Consider the following 17,825-nt stretch of genomic DNA (forward strand, 5'->3'; position numbering starts at 1 on the left):
GGGCCGGACCGCTTTGCCCTTCGTGTTTGGTTTGGCGGGTGCCGGTGGGCGGTCGGCACGTTGAGGCCTAAAACCCCGCGCCGACATTGAAGGTGAGCAGCTTGGGATCATCGCCATCGACCGAGATCAGGTCCTTGGCGAGATCGATCCGAAGCGGCCCGAACGGCGAGTTCCAATTGACGCCGATCCCCACGGTGATCCGCGGCTTGGCCGAGTTGCCCAGGAACCGCTCGACGAAGGGCGTGGTCGTGTTGACGACGGCGCCGTTCTGGTCGCTGCCGCTACACGTGCCGCCATAGGCGTCGGCATAGCCGGTCGAACAAGTGGTGTAGCGCGTCCCGGCCACCCCGTCGGTGCCGGTAAAGCTGTTCAAATATAGCGCGGCTCCCGCGTCGGTGGTGACCGGCGTCACCAGCGATTGCAGGCTCGGCGAGCCGTCGACGTTGAACACGGGATTGCCCGACTCATCGGTCGCTTGGGTGAAGTTCACCGTCGGCAACGGCTGGGTGACGCTGAACAAGGCGCCGGCCATGACGTAGATCGAAGGGCGCAAGCCGAGTTCGGCGGCACCCGTTCCGAGCGGAATTTCGATCTCGGCCTTTGCCAGATAATAGGCATTGCCACCCAGCGCATCGTCCGAAATCTGGTCGCGATCGGTGACCAGGATGGTGTTGCCGTCGTCGTCGGTAGTGAAGGGAATGCGCTGGACGCGCGGGCCGACGCCGCGGATGTCGAAGCCGCGGAACTGCGGCTCGCCCAGGTAGAAGCGATCGATGATCCGGACGGGGTCGATGCCGGGGCCCGCGCTTTCCTCGAGCGCCTTGATGTACCCGCCCTGCGCCGCGGTCGACAGGACAAAGCCCGATCCCATGTTGAAATATTTGGTGCCGTCGAACCGCGCACGGACATAGCGGACGTCGCCGCCGATGCCGGCGAAATCGAGCCCCAGCAGCAGGCGTTCGCCGTCGGTCGGCCGCAACCGGCTATTGAGGCTGTCATAGACCAGCGAAAGCCCGATCGACGACGTCAGCCGCTCGCCGAGCTGCTCGCAAAGATAGCGCCCGGCGAGCAGCGGGTCGCAGCTGCCGTTCGAGAAATAGGTGCTTTCGTCGAGCGACACATCGTCCTGCTGCAGCGTGTAGCGCCCCGACAGCGACCAATATTCGGTCAGCGGGATGCCGGCGACGATGTTGAAGCCCGTCGACACCTGCGAATAGGTGGTGTTGCGTTCGTCGCCGACATAATTGAAATTGTTGTAGTCACGGCGGAAGATCGTCCCGCCCAGCGCGATGTTCTTGTCGAGCAAATAGGGTTCGGTGAAGCCAAGCTCGAGCGATTTGGAATAGATCGAATAGCTTCCCGACAGCCGCAGATCCTGCCCCTTTCCGCGGAAGTTTCGCTGCCGGATCGATGCCTGCAGGATGAATTGCTCAACGCTCGAAAAGCCGGCTGACAGCGAAAGCTCGCCGGTCGAGCGTTCCTCGACGTTGGAGGTCAGGATGACGCGGTCGGGGGTCGATCCCGGCTGCTCCTCGATCTCGAACTTGTCCTGGAAATAGCCGAGCGAATTGATCCGGTCCTGCGATCGCTTGCGCAGGAACGAGTTGTACGCATCGCCTTCGGCGATCCGCATCTCGCGGCGGATCACCTCGTCCTGCGTCTGGGTATTGCCGGTGATCTCGATCCGCTCGACATAGGTCCGCTGGCTCTCGGCGATGTTGAAGGTCAGCCCCATCGTCAGCGTCTCTTCGTCGCGCTGATATTCGGGGCGGACATCGGCAAAGGCATAGCCGAACAGCCCGGCCGCCTCGCTGAGCGACGTCACCGAATCCTCGACCAGCTTGGCGTTGAACCATTCGCCCTTCTTGATCTGCAGGCTCTTGGCGAGCTGCTCGCCGTTGAAGTCGCGGATGCCGCTGTCGACGGTGACGTCGCCGAACTTATAGCGCGGGCCCTCCTCCACCACATAGGTGATGATGAAGTCTTCCTTGTCGGGGGTCAGCTCGGCGACCGCCGAAATCACCCGGAAATCGGCATAGCCCTCGGTCAGATAATATTGCCGCAGCTTCTGCTGGTCGTAGGCGAGCCGATCCTGGTCGTAGCTCGTCGCCGAACTGAAGAAGCGGAAGAAGCGCGCCTGCTTGGTCGCCATTTCCTTGCGCAGCGCATTGTCGCTGAACTGCTCGTTGCCAAGGATGTTGATCTGGCGGACCTTGGACTTGGGCCCCTCGGCGATCTCGAACACCACGTCGACGCGGTTCTGGTCGAGCACGACCTGCTTGGGCTCGACCACCGCGGCGAAGCGGCCCTGGCGGCGATACAGCTCGACGATCCGGCCGACATCGGCGCGCACCGCGGTGCGGGTGAAGATCTGGCGCGGCGCCAGCTTGATCTCGGGGAGGATCTTGTCGCTCTTGAGCCGGCGATTGCCCTCGAGCACTACGCGGTTGATCACCGGGTTCTCGCGGATGCGGACAATAAGATCGCCGCTCTCGACGCCCTCGATCTGCGCCTCGGCGATCAGGTCGCTGGCGTAGAGATCCTTGATCGCGGCATCGACGCTCTCGTTGGTGTAGGGCTCGCCGACGCCAAGCTTGGTGTACGACAGCACCGTGTCGGGCTCGATCCGCTGGGCGCCGAGTACCCGTAACGAGCGGATCGTTCGAGCAGGTCGAACCGGCAGTTTCAGTTCACTTATCCCCGATACCGGATTTGTGGAGGTCGATGATGCGGATTTGTCGATAACGTCCTGACCGTGGGCGGAGATCGGAACAGCAGTGCCTGCAACAAGGATACAGACGAACGGCTTTCCAATATTGCGGAGCAAGTGTTTACGCATAGCTGCATCTTTTCCAAAAAACCCGAAAGCGGAGAGGCCTCGATCTGGGCATGCTTGTATTGGCAGGCGTCGGCAGACGCTTCGTTTCGGGGATGCGAACAATCACCAAGTCATATTCTCGACGCGAAACCGCACGGGCGCTTTAAATGCTCGATCTTCGGGCACGTGCGGTTGCCACGTGTGTTCTTTGTTTCATTGGGGAAACCGGACCCAGGGGTACCCCTAAACCTACGCGTTAGGCGGGCGGCCATCGCCACAGGGATCAATGGCCGCATTGCCATTTCATCGGGATGAGCGAAGTATTTCTGCGCGGAAATATTGCGATCATTCGCCTTCAAGCGCGACTTGGCCGCCGACATGGGTCGACCGATGTCTTTCAGAGCGAACGGAGCTGGCAGGCGCGGGATTCGATCGACGCGCGATCGGCCATTGCTGCCCCGCAGGGCGAACGGCGTGCCGAACATCGATGATCGCCGCGCACGAACGTGCATCCCCGCGGCGCGCGCGGCGTGGCGTTCGTTCTGACGGGGCGAGCGTGACGCGACGCTAGGCCACGCCGATCGCTCGGCGCTTCATCGGACACTCCCCGCTCCGGCGCCTATCCGATAGGGTATTTCTCAACCGCAGGGGGCAATGCCGGTGCGGGGGGCGGTACTGCCCTCGCCCGCCACCAAAGGCGCCTACACGGGCAGACGGTAGGGCGCGCGGTAGCGCGGGGTGATCAGCGCATTGGCTTCGGCGTCGCCCTTGAACTGCCCCGCCGCGGCGTCCCATTCGACCTTGCGGCCGGTGCGCCAGGCAACGTTGCCCATCTGGCAGACGATAGCAATGTTGGCCGCCGATTCGATCGGACAGGCGGGGGTGCGTGCGCGATCCTTTACGCAAGCGATGAAGTCCGCCGTGTGCCGATCGAGCCCGTCGTCCTTGGCCTGGGTCACGGGAATTGCCGGAGTCATCGCCTTGCCATCGCTCATCTCGGGCGAGACCCACCATTTGCTGCGGTCCACCACCAACGTGCCGGTCTCGCCGACGAACGCCACGCCATGATCATGGCCGCCGAAGGGACCGTGGCTGATGCCCACCGCATGCTCCCATTCGACCGAGTAGGCACCGAAGTCGAAGAGCGCGGTCTGGGTGTCTGGGGTCTCCATCGCCGAGTCGGGATAGCCATAGGCGCCCCCCAGCGAACTGACCGAGTCGGGCACCTGCGCCTTCATCCCCAGCAGCGCGATGTCCATCAGGTGGACGCCCCAGTCGGTCATGAGGCCACCGGCATAATCCCAATACCAGCGCCAGCTGAAGTGGAAGCGGTTGGGGTTGAAGGCGCGCAGCTGCGCCGGGCCGAGCCAGCGGTCATAGTCGACGCCCGGCGGCGGCGCCTGGTCGGGCTGCGGTGCGACGCGCTTCATCCAGCCCATATAGGCCCAGGCCTTCACCTTGCGCACGCGGCCGATCCCGCCCGAATGGACATGCGCGATGGCATCGGCCCAATGCTGATTGCTGCGCTGCCACTGGCCGACCTGGACAACGCGGTTGTGGCGTTGCTTGGCGGCGACCATCGCGCGGCATTCGGCGATCGAATTGCCGAGCGGCTTTTCGCAATAGACGTCCTTGCCCGCCGCCATCGCGTCGACGAGCTGGAGCGCGTGCCAATGGTCGGGGGTCGCGATGATTACTGCATCGACCGATTTGTCGTCGAGCATCTGGCGGTAGTCGCCGTAGAGCTTCGGGGCGCGGCCCGATGACTTCTTGAGCTCGGCACCGCGCTCAGCAAGGACCTTGGCGTCGACGTCGCAAAGCGCGACCGGGGTGACGTCGGCGCCCTTGCACATCGCGGTGAGGTCCGCCCAGCCCATGCCCTTGCAGCCGATCAAGCCCACCTGGACCTTGTCGTTGGCAGACCTGCGGCGGACGCTCTGCGCGAAGGCTTCGTTCAGCGGAACCACGCTCGCGGCCGAGGCGGCAAGGCCGCCGGCCAGCAGGGCACGGCGATCGAAGCTGGCGGTCATGTTGGTCCCCCCTGAATTATTGTTGCGACCTTGGTAGCGCGAAAACATCATGTCGCAAGGCCCCAAAGCGCGCTGACCGGCCTTCAGGGCGCGCTAAGGACAAGCGCCGTGCCGGGGCCGGGGGCGCAGCGGCGTCTTCGTCGCATCGGTCGGTCCGTGGACGTTCGCGTCAGGCGGCCAGTCGTTCCTTGCGCGAAAAAGCCCGAGCAAAGTTCGGCACCCGCGAAGCGGGGAGGGCTTTACCGTACAAGAACCCCTGCCCGAATGGACAGCCCAAGCCGGCCAATAGCTTCTCTTGGTCGAGCGTTTCGATCCCCTCGGCCACCACCGCGATATTCAGGCTGCGTCCCAAGCTGATCACCGCATCGACGATCGCAACGCCGCCGGCATCGGCAGGTAGCCCCTGCACGAACGAGCGATCGATCTTGATCACGTCGACCGGAAATTGGCGCAGATGCGACAGAGAAGCATAACCCGTTCCGAAATCGTCGAGCCCTATCTTGACGCCATGCGCACTCAGCAGCTTGAGCGCTTGCTCGACATATTCGGCACCGCGACCCAGGAAGACGGTCTCGGTTACCTCGATCTGTACATAGGCGGTGGATATATCCGCGGCCGCCAGCTTGCTCAGCAGCTGTTCGGCAAAGTCGCCCCTTCTGAACTCGGCTGCGGCTGCATTGATCGTGACATGGCCAAATTCTATCCTCTTATCGAGCCAACGTCGTATATCGGCCAATACGCAGGTGATCATGCGTTCGCTGATACGAGCCGCAAGCTCTGCATCCTCGAAGGCGGCCTCGATCGTACCCGGCAACTGCACGCCGCGGGTTCGGTGTCGTAAGCGGAGCAAGGCTTCGAACCCGACGAGCCTTCTGGTGCGCAGGTCGACCATTGCCTGGTAGCAGGGGAATATCAGATCATCGTCAAGTGCTGCCCTGGCGCGCGCCAGCATCGTGGTTCGGCGCTCGGTCGCCAACCGCATCGGCGGATCGTAAAGGACGACTTCGCCGCGACCCGAAGTCTTTGCAACATACAGTGCGATGTCGGCATTTTTCATCAGCAGCGGCTGGACGTCGCCATGGTCGGGGAACAGGCTCGCGCCGACGCTGGCCGCGCAATCGAAAAGCCGGCCGCTGTGGAGCCAGGGTTGTTTCAGATGATCCGCTATCCGGTCGGCGCGGTTGCGGGCATCGGTGTCGCTCGTCAGGTTGCGCAAGATCACCACGAACTCGTCACCGCCGATCCGAGCGGCGAAATCATGGCTGCCGATCGACGACACCAGGCGATTGGCCAATTCAATCAATAGTGCGTCGCCTGACTGATGGCCAAGCATGTCGTTGATGCGCTTGAAGTTATCGACGTCGAGTATCAGTATGCAAAAGGGCTCGCCGTCGGCCAGCGCGTTTGCGAGCGTTTCATGGAACAAGATTCGCGAAGGCAGATTGGTCAGTGCGTCGTGCGAAGCAGTCCATCGGGCCTCTGCCTCCCTTAGTTTCTGCCGGGTGATGTCGCGGGCAATGACCGCAAGCCTGAACACGTCGCCCGCGTCGTTTTGGATCGGCGAGATCGCGGTATCCCACCAGCGCAGTCCCTGTTCGGGGGAATCGAACGCCAGCGTCATGCTATTGGTATGGCCCGAAAGGGCCGTCTCGACCGCCAGCTTTGCCGCCTTGTGCAAATCCGATGGGAATCCGGCGCCCCAGACGCTCCCCAGGCCGTAGCTGCCCCCGCTCATGATCGCGTTGAGGCGAAAGGCATCGTTCATGAAGAGCACCGTCCCGGCAACGTCGAGCACGCCGATGCAGTCGGGGCTGGCTTCGATGATGCCCTTGGTGAGCGCCTGGCTTGCCAGCAGGTCAGTCTCTGCCTCCACCCTTGCGTCGATATCGGTACAGGTTCCGATCCACCCGGAGACTTCTCCGTGTTCGTCGAGCTTCGGCTCGCCCTTGGTCGATACCCATCGATATCCGCCGGAAAAATGCTGGAGGCGGAACTGCCCGTGATAGGCGTGCCGCCTGGCCCGGCACGCTTGCCATTCGGATAAGACGCAGGGTCGATCATCGGGGTGGATCAATTCGATCCATTCCTGCGCATTGGCGCGGGAACTGCCGGTAAAGTCGAACCAGCGTTGATTTTGATAGACCCCGGATCCGTCCGCGTCGGTGGACCAGATGATTTGCGGTACGTCGTCGAGCATCTTGCGCCATCTTTCCTGCAAATGCTCGGCAGCGGCCAACGACCCCGCCGCTGCTTTCCTCCGCAGATAGGCACGATGGTCTTGAAAAGCTGCGATGATTCCGACGGTCAGTACGAATAATGTGACTGCAGCGACGCCGTATGCGACATTATCGGGAGAGAGCATATTGGTCGGACGCAACCCGTCCACACCCGCACTAGAACCGGTCATCCTGATGTCGACCGCCGCCATCCCCACATGGTGCATCGACGTGACGGCCGTGGCCATCACCGCGGCGCCGGCCAAGCGCGCTCGGTCGCGGTTCAGCTTTGCGACGAGCCAAAGCGCGGCGATCGACGCAACCACCGCGATGCCAACCGACAGCAACACCAAGCCGATATCGTAGGTGAGCACGGCATCGATGTTTATCGCACTCATGCCGAGATAGTGCATCGATGCGACACCGATGCCCATCACCGACCCGCCCCCGAGAATTACCCAGGTCCGCACTCCCAGCATCGAAACCGCGCTCAGCCCGATCGCAGTGGCGCCGACCGCCACGAACAGCGACAAGACGGTCCGTTCCATATCGTATCCGATCGTCATCCCGTCGAACTGGACCGCGAGCATCGCGATGAAGTGCATCGCCCAGATCGCGCCGCCGCCGATCGCCACGGCAGAAGCAGCCACCCACCAATGGCGAGCCGTGCCAGCACGTTGGGCGGATAGCTGGAACAAGCGAAAGGCAGTGTACGAGCTGAGAAAGCTTACTAGGCTGGAAAGGATTAACAGGCCGGTATTGAAATGATGCTGCATAATGCACTTCCGCGATCACTATGGGGTAAGTTACGCTGTCGTACTTCTGTATAGCTGCAAGAAATCGAACTTTTATATGAAATCACGTGGTCTACGGTGCGCTATGGTCGATGGCGTTCGCCGTATAAATATATCACAATGTCGACGATGATCGATGATTCAATATGGTTAACTGAATATGATCCGGGGAAGAGCGTGAGCGTCGGTGGTTGGCCGCCATCCAGTGCTTGTTCGCCCCGGGCCGATCTGATGGTTGTTGTTGGAAATATCCGATAGGCGCGGCCACATGCCGCACCCCGGAAACGAACGTTCTGGCGGCTCGCAACCGTACCGTTCTCCCTGTGCACCTCGGGGTTCTGGGAAAGCGCAATCGGGAACAGGTTTCGGGAAATCGGTCCGGCCAGAGGCATGATGGATACCGGCCCTGCCCCCGCTGTCGCGCCGAACCTTCGTTTTAGGAACAATCGGCTCGCACGCATTTTGGGGGTGGCCGTCACGTGGGTGGCCCCCCGGATCTTGCTCACGCAGCGACGGGTGCGAACACGCGGAGCCGGTGACCGTCAGGATCGCGTGCGACGAAGGTCATGCCGAAGCTCATCAGCGTCGGAGCCTGAATGATTTCGCTATTCCCCGGACACGGTCAGATGGCGCGCCGCCTTCAGGTTTACCTGCGTCTGGTAATAATATTTATCGGTCATCTTTCCGCTGCTGTAAAAGTGAATCCGAATACGCCGCGCGGTGCCGCGAACGGCGATCGTCTTGCCGGACAAATGTTGATCCACCGCGGTCCCAAACCGTTGGTGCAGCGCATCGGCAATCGGCGCCGCGATTGCGATCGTCAGACAGCGCGGGTCGCGGTAATCCGCTTCCGAATTCAGATACAGGATTCCGTCCTGGCGACCGCTGTTGCGGACCTGCATCTCAAATATCGCGCTGACCCCCGCGGGCGCGACGGCGGCGGCGTTCATCACGGCCTGTTCGGGAGCAATGCGGAGGCCGCGTTGCGCGGCGATCGGGGAGGGGCCGGGCGCGACGCCGCCGGCGCAGGACGCAGGTAGCGCCAAGGCGGCCAATGCGGCGATACGGATGGCGTTCATTGTCAGTTCCTCGCACCTTGAGACCCGGGTTAATGGCCGACAATCATGACGTTACCGCGTCTACCCATCGGATTTTCACGGCGCGTCAGGCGACGTCGAACGCCACCGTAAGGCGTTCGCCGGTCCCGAAGGGAATAGTGCCGTGATACAGGAAGCTGGGAAACAGGATCATTCGCCCCGGCACCGGTGCGAAGCTGACCAGGGGTTCGAGCGGCAGCGCGATGTCGGCAGGCGGGCGCCCGAGTTCGAGCCAGCCTTCTTTGCCGGTGGTGCCCGGCGGCACCGACAGGTGCAACGCCGAACTGAGTGCGCCGCCCGGATGGACGTGCGCGACGTGATGCCCGTGGCCTTCGATGCGGATCGACCATGCGCTGGTAATATTGCCAGCGACTGTCGCCAGCGGGTGGTGCGGGTCGGCCGCGCGTACGTTCCGGGCCTGTTCGGCAAGCAACGGCCTCAGCCTGTCGAACAGCAGCGCGATCGAAGGCTCGGCGTTCAGCGCGAGGTTGCCGCGCGTCTGGGTGCCGCCGCGGACGCTTTGCCCGAGCGCCGGCCAGCGGACGCGATGCAATCGGCGTAGCGCCTCGATCAGGCTGCTGCGCGTATCGGCATCGGCAACGACGTCGACCGCGGCGATCATCGTGTCGGCGTCGATCAACCAACGGTGGCGTGGGTCGTCGGTCGCGCGCCAGGCGAGTTCGGTAAGCGCCCACAACCCGATGTCGGCCGGATCGGCTGCGCGCGCGCGGTCGAGGATCGGCACGGCGGCTTGCGCGTCACCGCGTTGCAGCCGGTAGCGCGCCGATGCCACGGCATGGTCGGGCATTGCCGCGTCTAGGTTACCGAGCAATGCTGCGGCGCGATCGAGCGCGCCCGCGGCACCGGCGTGGCGCGCTTCGATCAGCCGGAGCGCGGGGGCGTCGCCGCCGCTCCGACGCAGATCGGCGGCGACCTCGGCCGCACGCAAGGGCTGTCCGCTTTCGGCGAGCAGCTCCATGTAGCGCATCCACAGCCCGGCATGGCGCGGCAGCACGCGCAGCGCCTGTTCGATCGATGCCGCGAACCCATTGCGATCGCCCGCGCCCCAGCGCAACCGCGCCAGCGCGACATGCCCGTCGATCCAATCGGGCGCGCGCGCCAGCATCGCGGCCAATCGATCGAGCGCGACGGGGCTGCGCTGTTCCAGCGCCAGCGTGGCGTCGGCAACCAGCACGCCGCCGTCTAGCGGATCGGCGGTGAGCGCCGCTGCGACCAACCCTGCAGCATCGTCATCGCCGCGCGCATAGGCTGCAAGCGCATGCGCCCGCAGGCTGGGCTCGGGGCGGTCGATCGAACTGGTCATTGGGCGGCGCTATCAAGAACGACGGCGGGCGGCCACCCCGGCAGCCTGTCGCGGAACCGACTGGTCGCCGAACCCTCGTCAATACGGCACATCATTCCGTCGCGTTTCATCGAACTGTCCGCGCGCTGTCATCAAAGCGCAATTCGCGACCCCCAATGGGCGTGCGACAGCGGCCGACCAGAGCCGTTTGCGTTGCCATAATCGGGGAATACTCATGCGCCACACGTTGTTCGTGGGCGCGGCCATCGCCGCGCTCGTCTCTCCTGTTGCCGTTTCGGCGCAGCAGATCACCTCGGGGATCGAAGGGTCGGTTCGCGACGCCGCGGGCGCCGCACTGCCGGGCGCCGAAGTGGTCGTCACCGACACGCGCACCGGCGCGTCGCGCACGCTGACGGCGAACGACACCGGCGCTTTCCGCACCGATGGCCTGGTCACCGGCGGCCCCTACACGATCGCGGTCACCGCGGCGGGGTATGAAGGGCAGACGATCGAACAGGCGTTCATCGATCTCCAGGGCAACACCAGCTTCAACTTCGCGCTGGTCGAGGGCGCGGGCGAGATCGTCGTCACCGGCGCGCGCGCGCAGCAGACCCAGCTCGCGATCGGGCCAGGCCAGTCGTTCGGCACCGAAGACCTGCAGGATTTCCCCTCGATCACCCGCGACATCCGCGACATCATCCGCTTCGATCCGCGCGTCCGGCTCGATCGCGCGAACGAAGTCGATCGCATCTCGTGCCTGGGCGGCAACGACCGGTCGAACACCTTCACCGTCGACGGTGCGATCCAGACCGACACCTATGGCCTGAACGGGACGCCGTTCGCATCGCGCAACACGCTGCCGCTGCCGTTCGACGCGATCCGCGAAACCTCGGTCGAATTCGCGCCCTATGACGTTCAATATGGCCAGTTCACCGGCTGCGCGATCAACGTCGTGACCAAGTCGGGTGAGAACAAATTCCACGGCTCGGGTTTCTATACCTACACCGACGGGAGCCTGCTCGGTTCGAAGATCGACGGCGAGGATTTCCCGCAGGTCAGCGGCAGCGAGAAGCGCTTCGGCGGCACGCTGTCGGGTCCGATCATCAAGGATCGGCTGTTCTTCTTTGCTGGCTATGAGCAGACCGAGCTCGGCGATACGCAGAACCTGGGCCCGATCGGCGCAGGCTTCCCCAACGAACAGGAATTCATCACCGAAGCGCAGTTCAACGAAGTCTCGACGATCGTCCGCGACGTCTATGGCATCGACAGCGGCGGTATCGCGCGCGACCTGACCGAGAGTAGCAAGCGCTATTTCGGCCGGCTCGACTGGTACATCACCGACGGCCAGCGGCTCGAAGTGTCGTATCAGCGGCTCGAGGAGCAGAATACCGAAGCCGACGGCCTCAACACCACCACCGCAACCGGAATCAACAGCTTCGAATCCGAAGGTACCGTCTCGGATTACTACGCCGGCCGCCTCTATTCGAACTGGACCGACAACTTCACCACCGAACTGCGCGTGTCGCACGCCAAGGTGCAGGACGTGCAGGGCCCGGTCGGCGGCGGCGAGGCGCAGTCGGACAACCCGCAGCCGCGCATCGTCGTCGGCATCCAGAACGGGACCGAGCAGGGCAGCTTCTTCGCCGGCCCCGGCTTCTCGCGCACCTCGAACGAATTGCTGACCGAGATCACCCAGGCCAAGGCCAAGGCCAGCCTGACTGCGGGCAACCACACGTTGACGCTGGGTGCCGAGCTCAACCATCTGTACGTGCTCAACCTGTTCGGCCAGAACACCACCGGCACGTTGACCTTCGCCAACATTGCCGATCTTCGCGCAGGGCTGCTGTCGGGCGGCACCAACACCAACCCCAATGCCGAGGCGATCCTGGGGGGGCAGGGCGCGGGCGCATATGGCAACTTCACCGCATCGGGCGACATCAACGACGCGACCGCGATCTGGTCGCGCTCGATCTACACCTTCTACGCGCAGGATGACTGGCAGGTTACGCCGCAGTTGAGCGTGCTGGGCGGCGTTCGCGTCGACTGGTTCGATGGCGATGCGCCTACGAACAACCCCAATTTCGTCAACCGCTACGGCTTCAGCAATTCGGTGCCGTTCAGCAAGTTCGATCCGGTCGTGCTGCCGCGCGTCGGCTTCACCTATGATTTCGAGAATGACGGCTTTCTGTCGCGCACCGTCATCCAGGGCGGCGCGGGCATCTTCTCGGGCGGCGACCCAGCGGTCTATTTCTCGAATGCCTTCCAGAACAACGGCATCGCGCTCGGCTTCGGCTCGACGGGCACGACTGCGGCGCAGGGCGGTAGCTGCGGCACCGCGCGGATCAACGTGCTGCAGGGGGGGCAGTTTACCGGGGTGCCGCAATGCATCCGCAACGACGCCGCTACCCAGGCGGGGGCAGGGCTTGCCGACACCCAGTCGGTCGACCCGAACTTCGCCCAGCCGACCGTGCTGCGCGCCAATATCGGGCTTCGTACGCGTTTCGGCGTCGGCACCGGCTTCTTCGACGACTGGAGCATCCAGCTCGACTATATCTACAGCCGGTTCCGCAATCCGATCAGCCTGGTCGATCTGTCGCAGGTCGTCGACACTCGGCTCGGCCTCAATGGGTACAGCATCGACGGTCGGCCGATCTATCGGGCGATCGATCCCAGCCGCAGCGGCTGCGACGCGGTGCTGCTAGGCGGTGGCGGTTCGCCGCCACAGTATAGCAACGTCACGACGCAATGCTTCGGCGGAACGCGCGACGACGAACTGCAGCTGACCAACGGTCGCAGTTACGACGCGCACACCGTGTCGGCGATCCTGCAGAAAACCTTCCCGGGGCTGCTGACCGCGGGTGGCCAGACGCGCTTCAACCTTGGCTATGCGTACAACAACGCCAAGAACAACCGCTACAACAACGGCACCACCGCCACCGGCAATTTCGACGGCGCGGCGGTGTTCGATCTGCAGGACGTGGCAACGGCGACCGCCGAATATGAGACGCGGCACAACATTACCTTCGGGCTCGACTTCAGCGAGAAGTTCGTTGGCGACTATGCAACGCAGTTCGGTATCGCGTTCTTCGCCAGCGAGGGGACGCCGTACAGCTTCACGTTCAACCAGCCCACCAACCTGACCCCCACCGCGACCGCACCGTTCGTGCGCTTCGCCGACGAGCAATCGGGTGCGGGACAGCTGCTGTACGTGCCTACCGGTCCGAACGATCCCAACGTGGTCTATCAAAACGGCACCACCGCCACCCAGCCCAATGCGGCATCTACCCGCGACCAGCTCGACGCTTACGTCAACGCCGACGAATGCCTGTCGAAGGCGCGGGGCAGCAGCATATCGCGCAACACCTGCCGCAACGACTGGTATTATGATCTCGATCTTCGGATCAGCCAGGAACTGCCCGGGCCGGGCCGACTGCTCGGCGTCAACGACAAGCTGCGCGTCTACGCCGATTTCGACAATTTCTTGAACATCCTCGACAGTGCCTGGAACATCCGCCGCAGCCGCGGCACGTCGATCCCGGTGCTCAGCGGAGGCGTCGATGCGCAGGGGCGGTATAATTACTACAACTTCAACCCAAACGACGACAACGACGTGACGACTTCGGCTTCGCTGTGGCGGATCCAGGTCGGCGTGAACTATTCGTTCTAAGGACATAAAGACCATGACCGATCGGCAGCGCACGACCCGCCTGGATTTGTCGCGGCGGCATCTGCTCCGGTGCTTCGGCGCCGGCGCGGTCACCGCCTTCGCCTTGCCCTGGGCGGGGCGAGCGCTCGCCGATCCCATCTTTTCGACCTATCCGTTCCAGCTCGGCATCGCTTCGGGCGAGCCCGCGCCCGACGGGTTCGTCATCTGGACGCGGCTGGCGCCCGATCCCTTCGCGCTCGATCACGGCATGCCGTCGGCGGGGGTCGAGGTGGCATGGGAAGTCGCCGAGGACGAGCGCTTCCAGACCGTGGCGCAAAAGGGCGTCGCGGTCGCGCGCCCCGAGCTTGGCCATGCGGTGCATGTCGAGGTCGCGGGGCTCAAGCCGGGCCGGCCTTATTGGTACCGCTTCGTCGCCGGACGCGAGCGCAGCGGCACCGGGCGTGCGATGACGACGCCCACCTTTGGCGCGCCGCTCGACCGGGTGCGCTTTGCAGTCGCAGGGTGCCAGAATTACGAACAGGGCTATTTCACCGCGCACCGTCATCTCGCCAGCCAGAACCCCGATTTCGTGTTCTGTTATGGCGATTATATCTACGAAGGCCGCGGCAATCGCCTGCGCAATGGCCCCGACGGCCCGGTCGAGAGCGTCCGCCAGCATTTCGGCGGCGAGATCTATTCGATCGAGGATTACCGCCGCCGCTACGCGCAGTACAAGATGGACACCGACCTGCAGGCAGCGCATGCCGCAGCGCCCTGGTTCGTGACCTGGGACGATCACGAGATCGACAATAACTGGGTCGATTCGCTCGATCAGGATGGCACCCCGGCACCGGTCTTCGCGCTTCGCCGCCAGATGGCGATGCAGGCCTATTACGAGCATATGCCGCTGCGCGCTTCGTCGCTGCCGGTCGGGCCGTCGATGCAATTGTACCGCCAGGCGCGCTACGGCAATCTGCTCGACCTGAACCTGCTCGACACCCGGCAATATCGCACCGACCAGCCCTGCGGCGACCGCTGGGGCGCTGGCTGCACCGATATTTCCCAGCGTCAGGCCGAGGTGCTCGGCAAGCGGCAGCATGACTGGCTGATGGGCAATCTTTCGGGGTCGAAGGCCAAGTGGAAGGCGCTCGCGCAGCAGGTGATGGTCATGGACCTCGACCGCGAGCCGGGGCCCGAGACGACCGAAAATCTCGACAGCTGGGCCGGCTATCGTGTCCCGCGCGAGCGACTGTTGGCGGGAATCCGCGACCGTCGGGTGTCGAACGCCGTCGTGCTGACCGGCGACGAGCACCAGAATTATGCCGGCGAATTGCACATCGACGGCAAGAACCCAGGGCGCGACCCGATCGCGACCGAATTCGTCGCAACCTCGATCACCAGCGGCGGCGATGGCGAGGACCAGCGACCGCAGACCGTCGAGATCCAGAAGGTCAACCCGCAGCTCAAATTCCACAATTCGCGGCGCGGGTATCTGATGTGCGACGTCGATGGCGAGCGCTGGCAGACCGAGTATATCGTCATGGACCAGGTGAGCGATCGCAAGGGAATCGCTAGTTCGCGGCAGAAGCTGGTGGTGGAAGCAGGGGCCGCGCGGCTGCAGCTGGGCTGACAGCTTAGCGCGGCGGACTTCAGCGCCAGCGCCCCATGGTCTACCTCGCCACCGCCTTCATCAACCCACGATGAAACCCACAGTTCCTGGCCTGAATTCGCCAAGATGTCGTCGCAGGGCGTTGATCAGGTGGGTGCGTTGCCCGACAAAGGACTGGTGGGTTCGGAACGCGACCGCCGCGAGAGCTCTACCTGTCGCTTCGTCAGCGAAGCGATGCTAGCGTCGCGTCGATCGGTATCGGGTTCGTGATGCCTCTAGGACGACCTATGCGCGCCATATGGTCGGGGGGCGCCTTGGTAGGATATCCCGGCTAGGAATGTAGGCCCAGTCCCGATGCGCGGATGCACAGGTGGTCCAAGTTCGGATCCCGACGCGGAGCGAAGGCGACGACATACTTGACGCCAATCCCCTTGCGACGCGCCCAGATCTAATACTTGCGATATGAGATTGGCCATTTTCACGCCAAGTACCTTTGCGTCGTGCGACCTTCCGATCGGAAGTTTGAACCATTATGAATTAGCTCACCCTTGACGTATCATATTTCCGATGATGCAATTCGGCTCGATCGGGCTGCAAGTTCCATATCGGCTTTACAGGTGCCCGCCAGGGAGAAAGACCATGAGGCGCATTGTACTTGCTGCAAGCCTCTTGTTCTCTACCGTGATGCCGTTCACGACGGCACATGCAGCGCCGGCAGCGGTGGAAGCGAAGCAATCCCTTGTTGAGTATCTCGGCTCGTTCGAGTCGGGCGGTGTGACGTATGACGTCTATCTCGTCACCGACTTTGGCGGCGGCGTGTACTGAACATCAGGACAGCGTAGAGAATAGGTCGAGACGGAACCCGTTTATCGATTATCCGTCTTGACCATTCTTGACGATGTCAGGCTTCTAAGAGTGTCGCATTATAGTATAGTAAGTTATCGAACGGGGGCGGCATGTTTCTGGGTTTTCAGGTTGCATTTGTGAAGGTGGCGTGTCTGGCCGTTTGCGCTGCGGTTTCGATGCCCACTTTTTCGGTCGCCGCGCAGACTCTGGTCGCGAACGGCGTCGCGGGCACATGGGCAGGATCGTTCGCGCAGACCGAGTGGATTTTCGAATTCAAGCGCGAAGGCGACGTCTGGTCCGGACGCTACATGTCGGCCAAGTCTAACAAATGGCTTCCCATGCAATCGCTGACGGTTTCGTCGCGTACCGTCCGATTCACCTTGGACTCGAGACCGCCGGTGACCTTCAGTTTGGAAGTCGATCCGACGAACCAAACCTTGGCTGGTGACGTTAACGTCTTCGGTAAAGATCTGCCCTTTTCTGCGGCGCGGAGGTCATGACCGCGTGCCTCCGATGCGAGCAGCGATCGGGGTGGCGTTGTTGATCCCGTTGACCATGCCAAGTTTCATGACGGGTCAGAGCAGGATCAGCAGAGTGGAGGCGTCCTTTGGATACGTCGAGGTGGGGGCCGATGAGGTCGAAACCGCACTGACCGAGGGCCGGGCGGCGCACATCGCGGCTCGCGAAGTGCTGGCGCTCCCCGACATGCGCTTCGGCATAGCCGATCTTCAGGGCGGAAACTCCAAATGGGTCAGCGTGTCATCGGACGGAGCGCCCGTTTATGGCTGGATGTTCAACAACAAGTCGGGTGACCGAAAGCCGATTCCGCCGAGTTACGCGTTGCGTCATGAGATCGGGCACGATCTGTTCATCCGCTACCTCGTTCCCAGCTCCAGGCATGATCAATATGGCGGGGACGCTCCCGATTGGCTGGACGAGATGGCCGCGGTCGCTTTCGAAGGCGAGGAGCTGACGGCGAGCCGGCGTCGTGACGCCGCGCGCTTCGCCAGGACAGGGACCTTGATACCGTTGAATCGGTTCTTCACCATGACCCACCCCGAAGCGACCGCCGAGTCGGCTTCCACGACCGCCGAGTCGGCTTCCACGACCGCCGGGCCAGCTTCCGCGCCCTCCCGGCAGACCGTCCGCATAAGACTGGCCGTCTCCGAGGACACGCCCCGATTCTACGCCATGGGCCGCGCCTTTTACGAGTTCCTGGTCGACCGGACGAAGTCGACCGCGATCGTGGCCGAGCTGGCGACCGCGTTCCGCAAGGGCGAGCCACTCGACCGCTGGGTACTGACGCGAACCGGCCACGAAGGACCCCCGACCTCCCTGGAGGCATTGGACGCTGATTTTCGTGCCTGGATCGCGTCGGACAGGCGATATCGGCCCGATCCACCATCGGAGACGAGGGGCGGCGACCATTCGACAGCAGCCGTGAAGCTTCGGATCGGCGAATAGAT

Annotated in this window: 10 protein-coding genes; 5 read left to right on the forward strand and 5 right to left on the reverse strand. The window is 63.3% G+C overall.

Annotation, left to right across the window (positions count from 1 at the left end):
* Positions 1-67: 67 nt before the first annotated feature.
* The 5 genes from bamA to NMP03_RS02735 form a co-directional block, all read right to left on the reverse strand.
* Positions 68-2,839, reverse strand: coding sequence for an outer membrane protein assembly factor BamA (bamA, locus tag NMP03_RS02715; protein ID WP_256507009.1), 2,772 nt, complete (start codon positions 2,837-2,839; stop codon positions 68-70).
* A gap of 680 nt (positions 2,840-3,519) precedes the next feature.
* Positions 3,520-4,848 carry a Gfo/Idh/MocA family protein gene (locus NMP03_RS02720; RefSeq protein WP_256507010.1) on the reverse strand — a complete coding sequence of 443 codons (1,329 nt, stop codon included), beginning with the start codon at positions 4,846-4,848 and terminating at the stop codon, positions 3,520-3,522.
* Positions 4,849-5,017: 169 nt separating this feature from the next.
* Entirely contained in the window at positions 5,018-7,840 is a 2,823-nt protein-coding gene (locus NMP03_RS02725) for a bifunctional diguanylate cyclase/phosphodiesterase (protein WP_256507011.1), read from the reverse strand.
* A 623-nt stretch (positions 7,841-8,463) separates the two neighbouring features.
* Entirely contained in the window at positions 8,464-8,937 is a 474-nt protein-coding gene (locus NMP03_RS02730; RefSeq protein WP_256507012.1) for a hypothetical protein, read from the reverse strand.
* Between the two features lie 85 nt (positions 8,938-9,022).
* On the reverse strand, positions 9,023-10,279 hold the full coding sequence (locus NMP03_RS02735) for a 2OG-Fe(II) oxygenase family protein (RefSeq protein WP_256507013.1): 1,257 nt from the start codon (positions 10,277-10,279) through the stop codon (positions 9,023-9,025).
* 214 nt (positions 10,280-10,493) lie between these two features.
* Between NMP03_RS02735 and NMP03_RS02740 the strand changes: the two genes are divergently transcribed.
* The 5 genes from NMP03_RS02740 to NMP03_RS02760 all read left to right on the forward strand — a co-directional run bounded on the left by NMP03_RS02740 (position 10,494) and on the right by NMP03_RS02760 (position 17,823).
* Positions 10,494-13,925 (forward strand): TonB-dependent receptor, encoded by a 3,432-nt coding sequence (locus tag NMP03_RS02740; protein WP_256507014.1) that lies wholly within the window; start codon positions 10,494-10,496, stop codon positions 13,923-13,925.
* A gap of 13 nt (positions 13,926-13,938) precedes the next feature.
* A complete protein-coding gene (locus NMP03_RS02745; RefSeq protein WP_256507015.1) occupies positions 13,939-15,534 on the forward strand; it encodes an alkaline phosphatase D family protein in 1,596 nt (531 codons plus the stop codon).
* Positions 15,535-16,152: 618 nt separating this feature from the next.
* Positions 16,153-16,338 carry a hypothetical protein gene (locus NMP03_RS02750; RefSeq protein ID WP_256507016.1) on the forward strand — a complete coding sequence of 62 codons (186 nt, stop codon included), beginning with the start codon at positions 16,153-16,155 and terminating at the stop codon, positions 16,336-16,338.
* A 131-nt stretch (positions 16,339-16,469) separates the two neighbouring features.
* Entirely contained in the window at positions 16,470-16,859 is a 390-nt protein-coding gene (locus tag NMP03_RS02755; protein WP_256507017.1) for a hypothetical protein, read from the forward strand.
* Between the two features lie 13 nt (positions 16,860-16,872).
* Positions 16,873-17,823, forward strand: coding sequence for a hypothetical protein (locus NMP03_RS02760; protein ID WP_256507018.1), 951 nt, complete (start codon positions 16,873-16,875; stop codon positions 17,821-17,823).
* Positions 17,824-17,825: the final 2 nt, after the last annotated feature.

Source organism: Sphingomonas qomolangmaensis (genome assembly GCF_024496245.1).
GTDB lineage: Bacteria > Pseudomonadota > Alphaproteobacteria > Sphingomonadales > Sphingomonadaceae > Sphingomonas > Sphingomonas qomolangmaensis.

Coding starts and splice junctions, on each gene's coding strand:
- NMP03_RS02750 (WP_256507016.1), top strand. CDS start 16,153: ATGAGGCGCATTGTACTTGCTGCAAGCCTCTTGTTCTCTACCGTGATG.
- NMP03_RS02720 (WP_256507010.1), bottom strand. CDS start 4,848: ATGACCGCCAGCTTCGATCGCCGTGCCCTGCTGGCCGGCGGCCTTGCC.
- NMP03_RS02760 (WP_256507018.1), top strand. CDS start 16,873: ATGCGAGCAGCGATCGGGGTGGCGTTGTTGATCCCGTTGACCATGCCA.
- NMP03_RS02755 (WP_256507017.1), top strand. CDS start 16,470: ATGTTTCTGGGTTTTCAGGTTGCATTTGTGAAGGTGGCGTGTCTGGCC.
- NMP03_RS02740 (WP_256507014.1), top strand. CDS start 10,494: ATGCGCCACACGTTGTTCGTGGGCGCGGCCATCGCCGCGCTCGTCTCT.
- NMP03_RS02735 (WP_256507013.1), bottom strand. CDS start 10,279: ATGACCAGTTCGATCGACCGCCCCGAGCCCAGCCTGCGGGCGCATGCG.
- NMP03_RS02745 (WP_256507015.1), top strand. CDS start 13,939: ATGACCGATCGGCAGCGCACGACCCGCCTGGATTTGTCGCGGCGGCAT.
- NMP03_RS02725 (WP_256507011.1), bottom strand. CDS start 7,840: ATGCAGCATCATTTCAATACCGGCCTGTTAATCCTTTCCAGCCTAGTA.
- bamA (WP_256507009.1), bottom strand. CDS start 2,839: ATGCGTAAACACTTGCTCCGCAATATTGGAAAGCCGTTCGTCTGTATC.
- NMP03_RS02730 (WP_256507012.1), bottom strand. CDS start 8,937: ATGAACGCCATCCGTATCGCCGCATTGGCCGCCTTGGCGCTACCTGCG.